The 16,863-nt window shown below is 51.4% G+C and carries 18 protein-coding genes; all 18 read left to right on the top strand.

What is annotated here, in order from left to right; genetic code table 11:
- Positions 1–69: 69 nt before the first annotated feature.
- Complete coding sequence (gene fliH / locus ACXAD4_RS14400) at positions 70–915, top strand: flagellar assembly protein FliH (RefSeq protein WP_475242341.1); 846 nt, start codon at positions 70–72, stop codon at positions 913–915.
- The gene (gene fliI / locus ACXAD4_RS14395) at positions 915–2,237 is read left to right on the top strand and encodes a flagellar protein export ATPase FliI (RefSeq protein WP_475242340.1); all 1,323 of its coding nucleotides are present in this window, start codon (positions 915–917) and stop codon (positions 2,235–2,237) included. The genes fliH and fliI overlap by 1 nt, the downstream gene beginning before the upstream one ends.
- 31 nt (positions 2,238–2,268) lie before the next feature.
- A complete protein-coding gene (gene fliJ, locus ACXAD4_RS14390; protein WP_317523945.1) occupies positions 2,269–2,718 on the top strand; it encodes a flagellar export protein FliJ in 450 nt (149 codons plus the stop codon).
- Between the two features lie 72 nt (positions 2,719–2,790).
- A complete protein-coding gene (locus tag ACXAD4_RS14385; RefSeq protein WP_475242339.1) occupies positions 2,791–4,452 on the top strand; it encodes a flagellar hook-length control protein FliK in 1,662 nt (553 codons plus the stop codon).
- A 72-nt stretch (positions 4,453–4,524) separates the two neighbouring features.
- Positions 4,525–5,022 (top strand): flagellar basal body-associated protein FliL, encoded by a 498-nt coding sequence (gene fliL, locus ACXAD4_RS14380; protein ID WP_475242338.1) that lies wholly within the window; start codon positions 4,525–4,527, stop codon positions 5,020–5,022.
- A gap of 7 nt (positions 5,023–5,029) precedes the next feature.
- Positions 5,030–6,082, top strand: coding sequence for a flagellar motor switch protein FliM (fliM, locus tag ACXAD4_RS14375; RefSeq protein ID WP_475242337.1), 1,053 nt, complete (start codon positions 5,030–5,032; stop codon positions 6,080–6,082).
- Between the two features lie 26 nt (positions 6,083–6,108).
- The gene (gene fliN / locus ACXAD4_RS14370) at positions 6,109–6,501 is read left to right on the top strand and encodes a flagellar motor switch protein FliN (RefSeq protein WP_107299325.1); all 393 of its coding nucleotides are present in this window, start codon (positions 6,109–6,111) and stop codon (positions 6,499–6,501) included.
- Positions 6,501–6,839 carry a flagellar biosynthetic protein FliO gene (fliO, locus tag ACXAD4_RS14365; RefSeq protein WP_317523942.1) on the top strand — a complete coding sequence of 113 codons (339 nt, stop codon included), beginning with the start codon at positions 6,501–6,503 and terminating at the stop codon, positions 6,837–6,839. The genes fliN and fliO overlap by 1 nt, the downstream gene beginning before the upstream one ends.
- A complete protein-coding gene (gene fliP, locus ACXAD4_RS14360; RefSeq protein ID WP_317523940.1) occupies positions 6,826–7,680 on the top strand; it encodes a flagellar type III secretion system pore protein FliP in 855 nt (284 codons plus the stop codon). The genes fliO and fliP overlap by 14 nt, the downstream gene beginning before the upstream one ends.
- Positions 7,677–7,946, top strand: a complete 270-nt coding sequence (gene fliQ, locus ACXAD4_RS14355; RefSeq protein WP_475242335.1) for a flagellar biosynthesis protein FliQ — start codon at positions 7,677–7,679, stop codon at positions 7,944–7,946. The genes fliP and fliQ overlap by 4 nt, the downstream gene beginning before the upstream one ends.
- Positions 7,946–8,728, top strand: a complete 783-nt coding sequence (fliR, locus tag ACXAD4_RS14350) for a flagellar biosynthetic protein FliR (protein WP_475242334.1) — start codon at positions 7,946–7,948, stop codon at positions 8,726–8,728. Before fliQ ends, fliR begins: the two co-directional genes overlap by 1 nt.
- A 9-nt stretch (positions 8,729–8,737) precedes the next feature.
- A complete protein-coding gene (flhB, locus tag ACXAD4_RS14345) occupies positions 8,738–9,868 on the top strand; it encodes a flagellar biosynthesis protein FlhB (RefSeq protein WP_475242333.1) in 1,131 nt (376 codons plus the stop codon).
- Between the two features lie 316 nt (positions 9,869–10,184).
- A complete protein-coding gene (gene flhA, locus ACXAD4_RS14340; RefSeq protein WP_475242332.1) occupies positions 10,185–12,284 on the top strand; it encodes a flagellar biosynthesis protein FlhA in 2,100 nt (699 codons plus the stop codon).
- A gap of 81 nt (positions 12,285–12,365) precedes the next feature.
- Positions 12,366–14,081 carry a flagellar biosynthesis protein FlhF gene (gene flhF, locus ACXAD4_RS14335; protein ID WP_475242331.1) on the top strand — a complete coding sequence of 572 codons (1,716 nt, stop codon included), beginning with the start codon at positions 12,366–12,368 and terminating at the stop codon, positions 14,079–14,081.
- Positions 14,074–14,964 (top strand): MinD/ParA family protein, encoded by an 891-nt coding sequence (locus ACXAD4_RS14330; RefSeq protein WP_475242329.1) that lies wholly within the window; start codon positions 14,074–14,076, stop codon positions 14,962–14,964. The genes flhF and ACXAD4_RS14330 overlap by 8 nt, the downstream gene beginning before the upstream one ends.
- Positions 14,957–15,679: an RNA polymerase sigma factor FliA gene (locus ACXAD4_RS14325; RefSeq protein WP_475242328.1), complete on the top strand. Its 723-nt coding sequence runs from the start codon at positions 14,957–14,959 to the stop codon at positions 15,677–15,679. Before ACXAD4_RS14330 ends, ACXAD4_RS14325 begins: the two co-directional genes overlap by 8 nt.
- 53 nt (positions 15,680–15,732) lie before the next feature.
- Positions 15,733–16,104 carry a chemotaxis response regulator CheY gene (gene cheY, locus ACXAD4_RS14320; protein ID WP_039467413.1) on the top strand — a complete coding sequence of 124 codons (372 nt, stop codon included), beginning with the start codon at positions 15,733–15,735 and terminating at the stop codon, positions 16,102–16,104.
- 34 nt (positions 16,105–16,138) lie between these two features.
- Positions 16,139–16,858, top strand: a complete 720-nt coding sequence (locus ACXAD4_RS14315; RefSeq protein WP_475242327.1) for a protein phosphatase CheZ — start codon at positions 16,139–16,141, stop codon at positions 16,856–16,858.
- Positions 16,859–16,863 lie beyond the last annotated feature (5 nt).

Raw genomic sequence — 16,863 nt, 5'->3', positions numbered from 1 at the left:
GTGCAAAGACATTTCGCATTGTAACGCCTACTAGCCTGGTAACGGCAAATAGTCAGGTAAAGGCTAATTATGTCTACTGATCGCCCAATGGATCGCCGCCGCGGCTTTTTGCGTGTGTCTGAACATCAGGCGCAAGAGCTTGAGCGCTGGGCTTATCCGGACTACTCCCCAGAGCATGAGAGTATAACAGAAAATGCCCTCAATTATGATCCTGAGTGGCAAGTCGAGCCACTCGACGAAGAGCCGGAATTACCACCGCTTACTGCCGCCGATCTTGATGATATCCGCCACTCTGCCTACGAAGAAGGGATTGCTGAAGGCCGTACTGCCGGTCACAGCGAAGGCTTCGAGCAAGGTATGCAGCAGGGTATGGAACAAGGTCTGCAGCAAGGGCTTGAACAAGGTTTGGCTCAAGGTTTGGAGCAGGGGCTGGAACAAGGAAAGGGGCAAATTGACGAGCAAGTCGGCCACCTCACGCAATTGATTGAAAAATTGGCCACACCGTTGCAGCAGGTCGATGACGCTGTTGAGCAGCAGTTGGTGTTTTTGGCCACGAGCTTGGCCCGAGAGTTGATCCAGGTTGAGCTCAAGACTAACCCTCAAGTGATTTTGCAAACGTTGCGAGAAGGTATCGCGGCGTTGCCGATGGCCGGACAGCAAACGACTATTCAGCTGCATCCGGAAGATTTAGATCTTATCAAGCAGGCTTACGGCGAAGAGAACTTGGCCGAACGCCGGTGGACTTTGCAGGCCGAGCCAGCCATGAATCGCGGTGATTTGTTCGTTGAATCAGGCAATTCGACTGTTGACTACCAGATGGAAACTCGCCTACGCCATTTGCTCGAGCAGTTTGTTGGCCTTAACAGCCAGTCTCAGCCTCAACCGTCATCTCAACAAGAGTCCGGAGAGGCGTAATGGCCAATCTGGCTCAACGTTTATCCCGTTACCAAACCTCTAATACTGCCTGCCGACCGGTGGCCTCTGGCCGTCTGGTGCGTGTGGTTGGGCTGACATTGGAAGCGATTGGTTGCCGTGCACCGGTTGGTAGCTTGTGCAAAGTCGAGACCCTAACGGGGGATATGGAAGCTGAAGTCGTTGGCTTCTCAGGAGAAACCCTATTTTTGATGCCCAGTGAACAATTGACCGGGGTAATGCCAGGAGCAAGAGTAACGCCCATTACCGAAGCTGGCGGGATCCCGGTTGGTATGGAGCTGCTTGGCCGCGTAATAGACGGTGTGGGTAACCCGCTTGATGGTCTCGGTGATATCTTCACTGCCGATCGAGCGGCGTTCAATGCCGAGCCGATCAATCCGCTAGCCAGAAAACCAATTAAAGAGCCGCTGGATGTGGGTTTGAAGGCAGTCAATGGGTTGTTGACTGTCGGTAAAGGACAGCGTATCGGCTTGTTTGCCGGCTCAGGTGTCGGTAAATCCGTGACCTTGGGTATGATGACGCGGGGCACGACGGCACAGGTTGTCGTGGTCGGGCTCATTGGTGAGCGTGGCCGAGAAGTGAAAGAATTCATTGATGAGATCCTTGGTAGCGAAGGACGCCAGCGTGCTGTGGTGGTTGCTGCGCCTGCAGATGCTTCACCTTTGATGCGCTTGAAAGGATGCCAAACCGCATTAACGATAGCGGAGTACTTCCGTGACCAAGGGCTGGATGTCTTGCTGTTAATGGACTCATTAACCCGCTTTGCCCAAGCACAGCGTGAAATCGCCCTGTCTGTTGGTGAGCCGCCAGCGACCAAAGGCTACCCGCCTTCGGTATTTGCTAAGTTACCCGCCTTGGTGGAACGTGCCGGTAATGGTGGTGAACATCAAGGCTCCATTACCGCCTTCTTTACCGTGCTGACGGAAGGGGATGATCTGCAAGATCCGATTGCCGATGCATCGAGGGCCATTTTGGATGGCCACATTGTCTTATCGCGAGAGCTGGCTGATGCCGGTCACTATCCAGCGATTGATGTCGAACGCTCGGTTAGCCGAGTGATGCCAGCCATTGTCAGCGAAGAGCATATGATGATGTCCAAAGCTGTTAGGCAGGTATTGTCTATTTGCCGCAAGAACCAGGATTTGGTGTCTATCGGCGCCTATAAGCCTGGTACCGATCAGGCCATCGATCAGTCGTTTGCCTTGAAACCACGACTCGATGGCTACATGCAGCAGTCGATGAAAGAAGCCGTCCCATACGAGATGTGTGTCAACATGCTGCGTGCTGTTCTTAGCGGGCAATAGCTAAGCGGATAATAATTTTCAGGAGTAAGTCATGGCAGCCGATAGTGCATTGGAGCTGATTTTGAATCAGACCGCTGACGCGGAGCATAAGGCGTCGCTGGCACTCAACCAAGCCCGTATTGAACGTGAAAACTATCTGCAGCAATTACAACAGATCGAGCAGTACCGCTTGGATTACTGTCGCCAGTTGTCTGAACGGGGTCAGCAAGGGCTAACAGCCAGTGCTTACAATCATCTGCAGAAGTTTTTGAATCAGCTTGATGAAACCTTGGTAAAGCAAAAGAGTGCGGGTGCGCATTTTGATCAGCAAGTTGAGCAATGCAGCCAGCATTGGCAGGAAATGCGAAAACAACGACGCTCGATTGAGTGGTTGATCGAGAAGAAGCAAACGGAGCGACAGCGCCTGCTGGATAAGCAAGAGCAGAAAATGATGGATGAGTTTGCCACGATGCAATATGCCCGTCGCCAAATGAGCCGCTAATAGAACGAAACCACTTGGCGTAATTTTTGCATTTCATTCGTTATAGGCCATAGTCAAAGCGCGATCATCATTATGTTTTTATCTCAATTTCTATCAGCGGATACTGCGTCGGCGTCGGCGTCGGCGTCTTCAGCGCCAGCGTCAAAGACATCATCTGTTGCTGAAAGTCAGGCGAAGGATGGCACGTCATCGGCTTCTTCCAAGGGATTTACCGACACGCTAAAAGATGCGTTTGAAACCGGTTCTACTGGTGCTTCGGACAACATTGAATCCACTCAGGAAGGGAAGAATAAGCTTGATGGAGAAACGAAAGACGGCTCTTCCAAGCTAACAGACTCAAAAGCTACCGATGAGCAGGCCGTCAATAAAGTTGCCCAGGGTACTGAAAATATTGAGCTACTTCAGGAAGGCAGTAGTGATGAGGTTACCCAGTCAACCACTTCTGAGAACAAAACAAAAGGTCAAACTGCTGAGGTTGATGCTACCGAGTCAGGTGATGATACGAATGTAAATGTTGTTGCCCAGCAAGCTGGCTCTGCTTTGGTTTCTCCTGATAATGCCAAGAGCTCGATGAGTGAGGGGGAAGAATTACTCCAGCGCCTATCGGCATCACATAATCAGCTCGCAGGTCATTCAGCTTCTGGGCCAGGAAAAGGAGTAGATGGCAAATTGTTGCCGCCTGATGCAATGGCTGCAGGTTCTGATACTAAAGCGCAGTTATCCGATCCCATAGCTAAAGAGGGAGTCGCAACCAAAGAAGGCGCTGCTGGCAAAGAAGCTCTTGGTAAAGAGCTTCAAGGTAAAGGCGGCTCAAGTAAAGATGCTTTGGCTAAAGAGCTATTGGCAAAAGAGCTTTTGGTTAAAGACCCGGCGGCAAAAGTTGACTCCCAGGGTAAAGTGGCATTAGCTGGCATGACGTTGTCAGGCGCAGATCTTGCCGAGCTGAAAAATGGCCAAGGGGCATCGCCGCTATCACAGGCTTTGTCCGCGGATGGTACGCTTTCGTCATCAGCCAAAAGTGATGTTGCCGCACTAATGGGACTATCCGTCTCCGCGAGTTCGCCAAAAGGTACATTGATGACCAAAGGCAGTGCTGGTGCACTTGCAGCGGCGTCTATGGCCGGTACAACGGACGGTGCAATGAGTTCGGGGGCCGATGATGGGCTAGGAACCGGCGTTGGAGAAGCGCAAGGGTTACATGCTGCTCATCGAACGGCTGCAGCTGGCATGATAGTCGGTGAAGGTGAAAAGCCGGCTAATGCCCAGCCTCCATTGCTTCTGACCAAAGAGCAGGCGGGCGACCAGCTTGCTGACAGGGTGCAGATGATGATGTCGAAGAACCTCAAGCATGTGGATATCCGCCTTGACCCGCCGGAGCTTGGTAAGCTGCAGATCAAATTGTCGATGAACAACGATCAGGCCTCGGTGCAAATTACCGTCGCCAACCAACAGTCAAGAGACTTGGTAGAACAGGCGATGCCACGTCTGCGCGAACTATTACACCTGCAGGGGCTACAGTTGGCCCAGAGCAGCGTGCAGCAAGATAGCAGCCGCCAGTTTGCGGGTGGTTCACAGCAGCAAATGAATGGTCAGGCGGGCTCTCAATCCCAGCATGGAGAGCAGGGCCGTGGTCAGGGAACATCCCATGAGCACGCAAATGGTACAGCGGCGCAATCACACTCGGCGGATTTGTGGATGACAGCACCAAAAGACGGTGTTGATTATTATGCCTAGCGGTTCAGTCTGTTAAACTGGCCAAGTATTTATGCACAAAAACAATAAAGAACGATAAAGGACGATTTGAATATGGCAGATGAAGCGCAACCCGGCGGTAAGAAAAAACTCATTATTATTGCCGTGCTGGCTGTTGTTCTGCTTGGTGGTGGTGGCGCAGCGGCATGGTTTTTCTTGAATGACTCATCGCCTGAACCAGAAATTGCGCAGTCTGGCGGTGCTGGCTCCCAAGCGGCACCGGCAGTTGTGGAATCGGCGTATTACGTTATTCTTCCTCAGCCATTTATTTTCAATGTGACGGGGGATGCCCGTGACCGGCTGGTACAGGTAAAAGTACAGTTGATGGTTCGGGGAGATAGCAATGAAGCGATCGCCCAACAGCATATTCCGCTGATAGAAAGTACACTGCTGCAGACCTTTGGTGCTGCAACGGTCGAGCAATTGAGAACCCCGACAGGGCGATTGGAGCTACGCGGCCAGTCGTTGGCGGCGGTCCAAGATGCGCTATTGAAGGTATCCGGTCGACAAGCGGTTGAACGGGTGCTGTTTACTGGTTTTGTAATGCAATAGGTTTTATGTGAGTGACTTATTAACCCAGGACGAAATTGATGCGCTACTTCATGGCGTTGATGATGTCGATGATGATGATGACGGTGGCCAGAGTGAAACGGGTGTCATTGCTTTTGATTTTTCATCACAAGACAGGATAGTCCGTGGGCGGATGCCCACACTGGAGCTGATTAACGAGCGCTTTGCCCGCCATATGCGGATCAGCTTGTTTAATATGTTGCGAAAAACCGCCGAGGTGTCCATCAATGGGGTACAGATGCTCAAGTTTGGTGAGTATCAGAATACCTTGTATGTCCCGACCAGTTTGAACATGGTGCGATTCCGTCCGCTCAAAGGCACGGCGCTGATCACCATGGAAGCAAGGTTGGTATTCATCTTGGTGGAGAACTTCTTCGGTGGTGATGGCCGTTTCCACGCCAAGATCGAAGGGCGTGAGTTCACCCCGACCGAGCGTCGCATTGTTCAGATGCTGCTCAAGCTGGTGTTTGAGGACTACCGTGAAGCCTGGTCTCCAGTGATGGGTGTTGAGTTTGAATACCTTGATTCGGAAGTGAACCCGACCATGGCCAATATCGTTAGCCCGACAGAAGTGATTGTGGTTAGCTCATTCCATATCGAGGTCGATGGCGGCGGTGGTGACTTCCATGTGGTGATGCCTTATTCCATGGTGGAGCCTATCCGTGAATTGCTTGATGCCGGTGTCCAGAGTGACAAGATGGATACCGATGTTCGCTGGAGCAAGGCCCTGCGCGATGAAATTATGGATGTTCCGGTAAACATGCGGGCGAAATTGCTTGATGTAGACCTGACTCTGCGTGATCTGATGGAGCTCCAACCGGGTGATGTGATCCCGATTGATATGCCTGAAGCGGCAACGGTGTTTGTTGAAGATCTGCCGACTTACCGCGCAAAAATGGGTAAGGCGGGAGAGAGCATCGCACTCAAGATCACTGAAAAATTAAAACGTCCGGATATGGTGAAGAGCGACTTGGCTTTTCTCGATCGCGATGAATTAGGCTCGGCACTGTTGAACCTCCACAGTGACGATACAGACAATTAAGGACGAGATCCGAATAGGTATAAAACATGTCTAATAATGACCAACAAATTGCCGACGATTGGGCGGCGGCACTTGCAGAGCAGGCCAGTGACGAAGGGGCGCAGCCAGCGCCGTTGGAAGAGCTGACCGATGAGTCGGCACCGATTGGTGATGATGAGCGCCGCAAGCTCGATACCATTCTTGATATCCCGGTAACGATTTCGATGGAAGTCGGCCGTACCCAGATCAGCATTCGCAACCTGCTGCAGCTTAACCAGGGCTCTGTGGTTGAGCTCGATCGCGTGGCTGGTGAATCACTGGATGTGATGGTCAACGGCACCCTGATTGCTCACGGTGAAGTCGTGGTGGTCAATGACAAATTCGGTATCCGTTTGACTGATGTGATCAGCCAGACTGAGCGCATCAAGAAGTTACGTTAATGATGGCGCCAGAACTAAACCTCGCCACCACCTTGGCCTCACTGCTTCTTGTTATTGCCGTGATTGTCTTGCTGGCATGGCTGATGAAAAGAATGAAGTTACCGGGCCTGCAAGGTGGCGACAGTGCGATTCGTATCTTGCGCCAGCTACCTGTCGGTCAGAGGGAGCGCATTGTGTTACTCCAGGTCGGCGAAGAGCAGATGTTGGTTGGGGTGACACAACACAATATTTCATTGCTCGGAAAACTCGATTCACCCATCGTTGCAGAGCAGGGCCAGGATGGCGGGGAGTTTGCCAGCCAGCTGGGTAGGCTGTTGAGAAAAGATGCTAAGAACTAATTTCATTGCCGCCTTATTGGCGGCTTTTTCGCTTTTGCTGGTTTTACCTGCAGCAGCTGAAACAGAAGATGGTAGCGCTGGTGCGATAGCTGCGCCGGGCGTGACGCTGAGCGAGATGCAAAACGAATCAGGCTCAACCCAGATGTCGCTGACCCAGGCTGGTGGCAGTGGAATTCCGGCTTTTTCGGTTACCGTCAATCCAGATGGCAGCGAGGACTATTCGGTCACTTTGCAGATCCTTGCCCTAATGACCGCATTGGGCTTCTTGCCTGCGATCGTTATCTTGATGACCTCCTTCACCCGTATCGTAGTGGTGATGTCGATATTGCGCCAGGCTATGGGCCTGCAACAGACACCGTCGAATCAGGTGATCATCGGTATTGCCATGTTCCTGACCTTTTTCGTGATGTCGCCGGTGCTCGACAAAATTAATACCGAGGCCGTCCAGCCTTACATCAACGAGCAAATGACCGCAGCACAAGCGTTGGAAGCGGCACAAGATCCACTTCGCCAGTTCATGCTCAAGCAAACAAGGGTCAAGGACTTGGAGACATTTGTTGAGATGTCAGGCTCAACAGCAACTGATCCGCAGGAAGTGCCGATGACGGTACTGATCCCGGCCTTTGTGACGTCCGAGTTGAAAACCGCCTTCCAGATAGGCTTTATGTTGTTCTTGCCGTTTTTGGTCATTGACCTGGTGGTGGCATCGGTGTTGATGGCGATGGGTATGATGATGCTATCGCCGATGATTGTGTCGCTGCCGTTCAAGTTGATGTTGTTTGTGTTGGTCGATGGTTGGAATTTGATCCTTTCGACCTTGGCGGGGAGTTTTGGTACGTGACGCCGGAGTTTTTTGTCGAAATCTTCCAAGATGCACTGTATATGGTACTGATCATGGTCAGTGCCATCGTTGTACCGGGCCTGCTGATCGGTCTGGTGGTAGCGGTTTTCCAGGCGGCAACCTCGATTAACGAACAGACCTTAAGCTTCTTGCCGAGGTTGATTGTCACCTTGCTGGCGCTGATGTTTTTCGGCCACATGATGACCCAGATGCTGATGGACTATTTCCACCAGATGATTGACTACATCCCTCGGTTGCTGCACTGATGAACTATCCAGCGCCTCTGTTGTTGGATTGGTTGGCAACGGTTTTCTGGCCGTTGACCCGCATTTCATCGATGTTGATGGTGATGACCTTTTTTGGTGCCCGTTATGTCGCGCCTAAAATCAGGCTCTATGTGTCACTGCTGTTCACTTTTGCCCTGTTACCCGTACTGCCGGTAGCCCCGGTCGATATCCCATTGCTGTCACTACAAGGCTTTATTACCACCGGCCAGCAGGTGGTGATTGGTGTCGCTATGGGAACGGTAACCACTTTTGTTACCCAGACGTTTATTTTATTGGGGCAAATCCTTGGTATGCAGTCGAGCTTGGGCTTTGCGTCCATGGTGGACCCATCCAATGGTCAAAACACGCCGGTGTTGGGCCAGTTCTATATGTTCCTGGTGGTAATGATTTTCCTCGCCAGCGATGGGCATTTGATGATGCTGAAACTAGTCGCGATGAGTTTTCATACTTTGCCGGTTGGTGAGTCGATGCTTGAGGCTAGCGATTACTATCAAATGGCACTGTGGTTTGGCCATATGTTCAAGTTTGCCTTGAGTATGGCGATTGCAGGTGTGGTTGCTTTGCTGGTAGTCAATATGTCATTTGGGGTGATGACCCGGGCAGCGCCTCAGCTTAATATTTTTGCGCTCGGCTTTTCTTTTGCTCTACTACTTGGCTTTGTGATCAGCTGGTTCTTGATTGGTGGGATCTTGCCGCATTACGAAGCAATTTGGCAGGTGGGTGTCGAGCAGGTGTGTAGTTTAATTCGGTTGGATTGCTAAGGATTATCTATGGCAGAGTCTGACGGACAAGAAAGAACCGAAGAGGCCACGCCCCGAAGGCGGGAGCAGGCCCGCGAAAAAGGACAGGTTCCCCGATCGAGGGAGCTGGCATCGATTGCTGTACTGGTCGCAGGGGCTGTCGGCTTCATGTGGTTTGGTGAAGCGATCGGCCGTGGCTTGGGCGAGGTGATGACTCGGCTGTTCAGCCTGACCCGTGAAGAAGTGTTTGACCTATCAAAGCTGTTTGCGTTGATTATGTCAGCGGTTGGTAACGTGTTGTTTCCACTGTTCACTTTTCTACTGTTTGTCTATGTTGCTGCCTTTATAGGGGCCACTGGCCTTGGTGGGATCCGCTTTTCGTCACAGGCTGCTGCACCAAAATTGTCCAAGATGAACCCGCTCAATGGTTTCAAGCGAATGGTGGGCAAGCAAAGCTTGGTAGAGTTGGTTAAATCCATCCTCAAGGTATTGCTGGTTGTCGGTGTAGCGTTTTTCTTGCTCAAGGCGAGTCTGACGGATTTTTACCAGCTCAGCCGCGAGATGTATCCGCAAAATATTGTCCATGCGCTGGATATCCTGCTCAACTTTATCTTGCTGATCAGTTGTTCTTTGCTGGTAGTGGTGGCGATCGATATCCCTTTTCAGATTTGGCAGCACAACGAACAGCTCAAGATGACCAAGCAGGAAGTGAAAGATGAATTCAAGGATTCGGAAGGTAAGCCTGAAGTGAAGGGGCGCATCCGGATGCTTCAGCGCGAGATGGCACAGCGCCGGATGATGGCGGATGTGCCGCAGGCCGATGTAGTGATCACCAACCCCGAGCACTTCTCGGTCGCGCTGCGCTACGATTCCAAAATAGATACGGCCCCGGTAGTTGTTGCTAAGGGGACGGATTTTCTGGCATTGAAAATTCGTGAAATTGCCAATGAACATGAGATAGAGATTGTCCCGGCGCCGCCACTGGCGAGGGCCTTGTATCATACAACAGAGCTCGAACAGCAGATCCCTGATGGGTTATTTGCTGCTGTGGCACAGGTGCTGGCTTATATCTATCAGCTCAAACAGTTCCAGAAAGGGCGGGGTCGCCGTCCGTCGTTATCGAAGGAAGCCTCTGATATTCCAAACGAGTTCCGCTACTAATCTCATTACCATAGACATATCCAGCGATTCATTTCGTTGGATATGATGACCTACCTCAAGCTTTTACAAAGCATGTCAAGAAAATGACACTTAAATAAGGCATGATAATTGCTTTATAATCGCTGTAAACTTGATTAATGATTGTTGTCGGTCGCTTTTTGTTTACCGGTGATAACGATACAATAACGGCAAAATAATGCCGAAAATCTTATAACACCCCTCGCAGATCCCACTCAATACAGTGTCGCATCCTGATGGTTAGCGTTCTATTGAAGGTGCCTTGGTTTAGCGGGAATGGAACCATTACAGACATTGCATGAAGCTTTCTTTACCTTTCGCCGATAAGTTTAATCCTGCCCGTTTGCAGTCGATGCCTGCAATAGGTGCGCCTGTAATGGTGCTGGCCACTTTGGCGATGGTGATCTTGCCAATGCCACCGTTGCTGTTGGACATGGCCTTCTCGTTCAATATTGCACTTGCACTGGTGGTGCTGCTGGTGACGGTATATACCCGTCGTCCGCTAGATTTTGCCGCTTTCCCGACGGTATTGCTGATCGCCACCTTGCTGCGATTGGCCCTAAATGTTGCCTCGACCCGTGTTGTTTTACTCTATGGTCATGAAGGCCCGGATGCTGCTGGTCAGGTGATTGATGCCTTTGGCTCGGTGGTGATTGGCGGTAACTATGCCGTTGGTCTGGTGGTGTTCCTGATCTTGATGATTATCAACTTCATGGTTGTAACTAAAGGTGCAGGGCGTATCTCCGAGGTAAGTGCCCGCTTTACCTTGGACGCCTTGCCAGGTAAGCAGATGGCGATTGATGCTGATTTGAATGCTGGTTTGATTGATCAGGATCAGGCCCGTACTCGCCGCTTTGAAGTGACCAAGGAAGCCGACTTTTACGGCTCGATGGATGGTGCATCCAAGTTTGTAAAAGGTGATGCCATCGCCGGTATTCTTATTCTTTGTATCAACATCATCGGTGGCTTGGTGATTGGCATGGGCCAGCACGGTCTAGGCTTTGGTGAAGCCATCGAAATCTACAGCCTGCTAACCATTGGTGATGGTTTGGTTGCCCAAATTCCTTCATTGTTGCTGTCTATCGGTGCCGCCATGATGGTGACGCGTCAAAATACTGACGAAGATATGGGCCAGCAGATGATATTCCAGATGTTCAACAACCCGCAGGCGTTGATCATCACTGGCGGTATTTTATTTGTGATGGGTATTGTGCCTGGTATGCCACACATCCCATTCCTGTTGCTGGCTCTGCTTATTGGTGCAGTGGCCTACTGGCGTATCAAGGCCCAGCGTGAAGCTGCAGAGGCGAAAGAGCAGGAAGCCTCGACGGATGTAGTGGTGCCGCAACTACCAAAAGAATTGTCTTGGGACGACGTTAAACCTATCGATGTCATCGGTTTGGAAGTGGGTTACCGCTTGATCCCTATGGTCGACAAAGACCAAGGTGGTGAACTGCTTGAGCGTGTGAAGGGCGTGCGGAAGAAATTGTCTCAGGACTTTGGCTTCCTGATCCCAGCGGTACATATCCGCGATAACCTCGAGCTACCGCCGAATACCTACCGCATCAGCTTGATGGGCGTCGCTTGCGGCGAGGCCAATATTCATCCTAACCGTGAGTTAGCAATAAACCCTGGCCAGGTCTTTGGTAATGTCGACGGTGAGCGTACGGTCGATCCTGCCTTTGGCCTTGAAGCGGTATGGATCAACGACTCCCAGCGAGAACATGCCCAAGCGCTTGGCTATACCGTAGTTGATTCAGCTACAGTACTGGCCACTCACCTGAGCCAAATTCTGACTAACCGTGCCGCCCAGTTGATCGGCTACGAGGAAGTTCAGAACCTCCTCGACTTGCTGGGCAAATCTGCCCCTCGTTTGGTTGAAGGCTTGGTGCCGGATCAGCTTACTCTTGGCGTTATCGTTAAGGTACTGCAGAACCTGCTTAACGAAGCCATTCCTATTCGGGATATTCGCACCATTGTTCAGACATTGGCGGAATATTCGACCAAGAGTCAAGATCCTGACATCCTGACAGCAGCTGTAAGGGTGAGCTTGAAACGACTAATTTGTCAGGAAATCAATGGTATAGAGCCTGAGTTGCCAGTAATTACCTTGGTGCCAGAACTGGAGCAGATCTTGCATCAAACTATGCAATCTTCCGGTGGTGAGTCGACCGGGATTGAGCCGGGTCTGGCTGAGCGCCTGCAGCGTTCATTGGTGGATGCCACTCAGCAGCAAGAGCTTAAGGGCGAGCCTGCTGTCTTGTTGACGTCGGGTGTATTGAGATTGACGCTCGCGAAATTTGTTAAGAACACCATTCCTTCATTACGCGTGTTGTCTTATCAGGAAGTCCCTGATGAGAAACAGATCCGTATTGTTAATGCAGTAGGAAATTCGTAATGGCGGTTACGGCGATGACGATGATGAAGGCAGTCTTTGGGCTGTCATCACCTCACGGCCTGATATAACGGGAAGGTCACATTGAAAATTAAACGTTTTTTTGCCAAGGACATGCGAGCTGCGCTGACCCAAGTTAAGGAAGAACTGGGTGCGGATGCGGTTATCATGTCGAATAAAAAAGTCACCGGTGGGGTGGAGATTGTTGCCGCGCTCGACAGCGAGGAGCCGCGTGCTCAATTGTCGCCTGCGGCGAGCAAGACACGCGAAGAGCTCGCCGGACAGTTTGACAGTGCTAAGCGGCAGCTGGCGGACGATAAAGTCCAGCTCCAATCTTCTTCAAGCCGTTTTGCCAAAGTGTTGAATAACTTCACCGGTCACCCTGACGATAGCGAAATGGGGGGAGGCCAAGGTAACGAAGCTGATTCACTGTCGGCTTTGTTGCAACGTCAATCGAAGCACTATGGTGACGAGCCGCGTTATAGCCGTCATGAAGAGTCTCAGCCGTCAAATAACCGTGCTGCCAATCATGCAACTACCCGGGGCTATGGTGACCGAAGCTCGCTGGGAGGCGGTCGTTCACAGGAACCACACCGTCGCCAGCAAGAGTCGTATTTCAATGATGCATCGCGCCAGCAAAGCGAACGTCAGCCAAATGGCCGCCAGCCTGGCAGACACCAACTCGATATTGGTGATTATCGTCGTCCATCAGTGCCTCAGGCTGAGCCTCTGCAAGTTTCCCGTTCTGCAGATGGCCGTCATGATTCTCACCGCTCTGAGTCACGGTTCGGTTTGCCTCAACAGCCTAAAAATCGCTTGGATCCAAGTCGCTACGACCCAAAGGCGCGCAGTCACAGTGCCGATGAAATTGACGCTATGCGCAATGAAATGGCCTCTATCCGCCGATTGCTTGAGCACCAAGTCTCTGGCTTGATGTGGCAGGAAATGGAACGCCGTGAACCGATGCGGGCGATGATGATCAAGCGATTGAAGAAAATGGGGTTGTCAGACGAGTTGGCCGATCAGCTCGCGTGCTATATCCCTGAAGATGTGCCGGCGAATGAAGCATGGCCGGCATTGCTCAATCTTCTTTCCGATCAAATTATTACGACCAAAGACAGTATTTTGGAAACCGGCGGCGTTGTTGCGTTGCTGGGGCCGACCGGTGTGGGTAAAACCACAACGATTGCAAAGCTGGCGGCACGAGCAGCCATGGAGTTTGGTCCGGACCAAATTGCCATGGTCACCACTGATACCTTCCGTATTGGTGCCCATGAGCAACTGGCCACTTATGGTCGAATTATGGGCTGTCCGGTAAGAGTGGCTAAAGATGCCGAGGAATTGGCCGATATATTACACCAGTTGCGTCATCGCCGTCTGATCCTGCTTGATACCGCGGGGATGGGACAGCGTGATATCAGGCTATCCGAGCAGCTCGATACCCTGATGCAAAACAGCGGCTCGCAAATCCGCAGTTACCTAGTGTTGCCATCTACCGCGCAGCGCCGGGTGTTGCATGAAACCATTGAGCACTTCCGCCGTATTCCGCTTTCGGGCTGTGTACTGACCAAGCTGGATGAGTCATTGAGCTTGGGTGAGGTGATCAGTGTGTCGATTCAGCACGCACTGCCGATTGCCTATCTGGCAGATGGCCAGCGGGTACCGGAAGACATTAAGGTCGCCACGGGTAACTACTTGGTTGCTCGGGCAAATGAATTACTTGAACAAGAGTTAAGTCAGCAAACCCACTTCTGGAGTAGCGAAAGCTCTGAGAGCCAGGGGGCAGACTTTTATGACTGAGAACGCCATGTACGATCAAGCTAGCGGTTTACGCCGTATGACACAGCTAACTTCAACCAAAGTGATTACCGTAACAGGCGGTAAGGGAGGGGTAGGTAAAACCAACGTCACCCTTAACATGGCGATTTCTATGGCCCGCCAGGGTAAACGGGTGATGGTACTGGATGCCGACCTCGGACTGGCGAATGTCGATGTTATGCTGGGCCTGCGAGCAGGGCGTAACTTGTCGCATGTATTGTCTGGTATGTGCGAGCTCAAAGACATTATCGTCGAAGGCCCGTACGGCGTGAAGATTGTGCCGGCCTCGTCGGGCACCCAGAATATGGCGGAGCTGACGACCGCTCAGCATATGGGGCTGATCAGGGCTTTCAGTACCCTCGAGGAAGATATTGATGTTCTGCTGGTCGACACGGCGGCAGGGATCTCGGATATGGTACTGAGCTTTTCTCGTGCCGCCCAAGATGTCGTTGTCGTGGTGTGTGACGAGCCAACGTCAATTACCGATGCCTACGCGCTGATCAAAATCCTCAGCCGGGAATATGATGTGCAGCGCTTCAAGATTGTCGCCAATATGGTACGTAGTTACCGCGAAGGGCGAGAGCTGTTCATCAAGCTTACCCGCGTGACCGAGCGCTTCCTTGATGCCAACCTTGAGCTAGTCGCTTGTATCCCGCTTGACGACCGCGTTCGCCAATCGGTGAAACGCCAGAAGCTAGTGGTCGAAGCCTTCCCGCGTAGCCCGGCTGCACTTGCCTTGGGAGCGCTGGCCAACAAAGCCGCAATGTGGCCGGTGCCGCAGAGCCCGGGTGGTCACTTGGAATTCTTCGTTGAAAGGTTGTTGGTGAACAACCGTCGTCCGCGGGAGGTGCCGGTCGGTGAATAAGGCATTAACCTATGGGCGCTACCAGCAAAGCCCACAGGCATTTATTGAACGGTACTCATCACTGGTAAAGCGTATTGCCCATCATCTTATGGGCCGCCTACCGCCGAGCGTGATGTTGGAAGATCTGATCCAGGCAGGCATGATCGGCCTGCTTGAGGCACAGCAGAATTACGATCCGACCAAAGGGGCGAGTTTCGAAACCTTTGCCGGTATCCGTATTCGTGGAGCCATGCTGGATGATATCCGCCGCGGGGATTGGGTTCCCCGCTCTGTTTACAAAAACAACCGACGTATTTCAGAGGCAATTTCTGCCCTTGAAGGTACCCTCGGCCGCGATCCGAACGATCAGGAAATTGCGGCATATCTCGAAATGACGTTAGAACAGTACCACCAGGCCTTAAATGATGTTAATTGTGGTCGTTTAGTGGGTATGGATGACCTAGGTGTCTCGGAAGATGCTGTCGCCAATGAAGAATCGGTTGAAGAAAATCTTCCCTTTCAGGGGGTTGTGGATGATAATTTTCGCAAATCCTTGGCTGAAGCGATAAAAACGCTGCCGGAAAGAGAAGCATTAGTTTTGTCCCTGTACTACGACGAGGAGCTAAACCTCAAAGAGATAGGGGCGGTTATCGGGGTGAGTGAATCCCGAGTTTGCCAGATTCACAGTCAGGCGATGCAACGTTTACGGTCCAAGTTGACTGCGTGGACTTCGTAATAATCACACTATAAGACACTGATAATTCAGTGGGGGCAACTTTGAATAAAAACATGAAAATCCTCATTGTTGATGACTTTTCAACAATGCGCCGAATCGTAAAGAATTTGCTGCGTGACCTGGGCTTCAACAATACCCAGGAGGCGGATGATGGATTGACTGCGCTACCTATGCTTAAAAAGGGCGGTTTTGATTTCGTCGTTACAGATTGGAACATGCCAGGCATGCAGGGGATTGATCTGCTTAAGCATATCCGTGCCGATGCCGAACTTAAGCACCTGCCAGTGCTGATGATTACTGCGGAAGCCAAGCGCGAGCAGATCATCGAAGCTGCCCAGGCCGGTGTTAATGGCTACATTGTGAAGCCATTTACTGCAGCAACGCTGAAAGAGAAACTTGATAAAATCTTCGAGCGTATGCAGTAAGACACTTATCGGGCATCAAAGGACAATAATAACAATGATTACACTCGAACAGGCAAAACAGCTTGTCAGTCTGCTTGAATCCGGCGATCAGGATGGAGCAAATACACTATTTACCCGACTGGTGTCAGATAGTCGTGATCCCGTCTATGAAGAAGTGGGCAAACTTACCCGCCAACTTCACGATTCGCTGGCCAATTTTCGCCTTGATCCCCGTATTACCGATTTAGCAAAAACGGAAATTCCTGATGCTCGCGACCGGTTGTCTTATGTCATAGACAAAACCGAATCCGCCGCCAATAAAACCATGGACGCTGTAGATAGTATCCAGCCGCTGGCAGAGCAACTCGGGGATACCTTACAGCAGGTTTATCCAAGATGGCAGCGTTTGATGGGGGGACAGATCGCACTTAATGAATTTAAGTCGCTCTGCCACGATATCAACGGGTTGCTCACTCAGGTCGAGAGTGATAGCAATGTACTGCGCACCCAGTTAACTGAAATTCTCATGGCTCAGGACTTCCAGGATCTGACCGGTCAGATTATCCGCCGGGTGATCGAACTGGTGCATGAGGTTGAAGACCAATTGGTGGAAATTCTCAAAGCGTTTGGCATGGAACAAGAAGACCGAACCGATGCGCTGCGTGAAGAGCGGACCCTTTCTCCGGAAGGACCGATCGTCAACAGCGACACGCGTGAGGATGTCATGTCCAATCAGGATGATGTCGACGACCTGCTGTCGAGCCTAGGATTTTAAGGGAA

The organism is Photobacterium sp. AWH4_225 (assembly GCF_056158405.1).
The sequence above is the reverse complement of the archived record's forward strand: the minus strand, read 5'-3'. Positions and strand labels throughout refer to the sequence as shown.

What these genes read in the sequence shown, in the direction of transcription:
- fliR (WP_475242334.1), top strand. Translation starts at nt 7,946, where the DNA reads ATGAACTATCCAGCGCCTCTGTTGTTGGATTGGTTGGCAACGGTTTTC.
- flhA (WP_475242332.1), top strand. Translation starts at nt 10,185, where the DNA reads ATGAAGCTTTCTTTACCTTTCGCCGATAAGTTTAATCCTGCCCGTTTG.
- fliL (WP_475242338.1), top strand. Translation starts at nt 4,525, where the DNA reads ATGGCAGATGAAGCGCAACCCGGCGGTAAGAAAAAACTCATTATTATT.
- fliH (WP_475242341.1), top strand. Translation starts at nt 70, where the DNA reads ATGTCTACTGATCGCCCAATGGATCGCCGCCGCGGCTTTTTGCGTGTG.
- ACXAD4_RS14330 (WP_475242329.1), top strand. Translation starts at nt 14,074, where the DNA reads ATGACTGAGAACGCCATGTACGATCAAGCTAGCGGTTTACGCCGTATG.
- ACXAD4_RS14385 (WP_475242339.1), top strand. Translation starts at nt 2,791, where the DNA reads ATGTTTTTATCTCAATTTCTATCAGCGGATACTGCGTCGGCGTCGGCG.
- fliN (WP_107299325.1), top strand. Translation starts at nt 6,109, where the DNA reads ATGTCTAATAATGACCAACAAATTGCCGACGATTGGGCGGCGGCACTT.
- fliJ (WP_317523945.1), top strand. Translation starts at nt 2,269, where the DNA reads ATGGCAGCCGATAGTGCATTGGAGCTGATTTTGAATCAGACCGCTGAC.
- fliP (WP_317523940.1), top strand. Translation starts at nt 6,826, where the DNA reads ATGCTAAGAACTAATTTCATTGCCGCCTTATTGGCGGCTTTTTCGCTT.
- fliI (WP_475242340.1), top strand. Translation starts at nt 915, where the DNA reads ATGGCCAATCTGGCTCAACGTTTATCCCGTTACCAAACCTCTAATACT.
- fliO (WP_317523942.1), top strand. Translation starts at nt 6,501, where the DNA reads ATGATGGCGCCAGAACTAAACCTCGCCACCACCTTGGCCTCACTGCTT.
- cheY (WP_039467413.1), top strand. Translation starts at nt 15,733, where the DNA reads ATGAAAATCCTCATTGTTGATGACTTTTCAACAATGCGCCGAATCGTA.
- ACXAD4_RS14315 (WP_475242327.1), top strand. Translation starts at nt 16,139, where the DNA reads ATGATTACACTCGAACAGGCAAAACAGCTTGTCAGTCTGCTTGAATCC.
- flhB (WP_475242333.1), top strand. Translation starts at nt 8,738, where the DNA reads ATGGCAGAGTCTGACGGACAAGAAAGAACCGAAGAGGCCACGCCCCGA.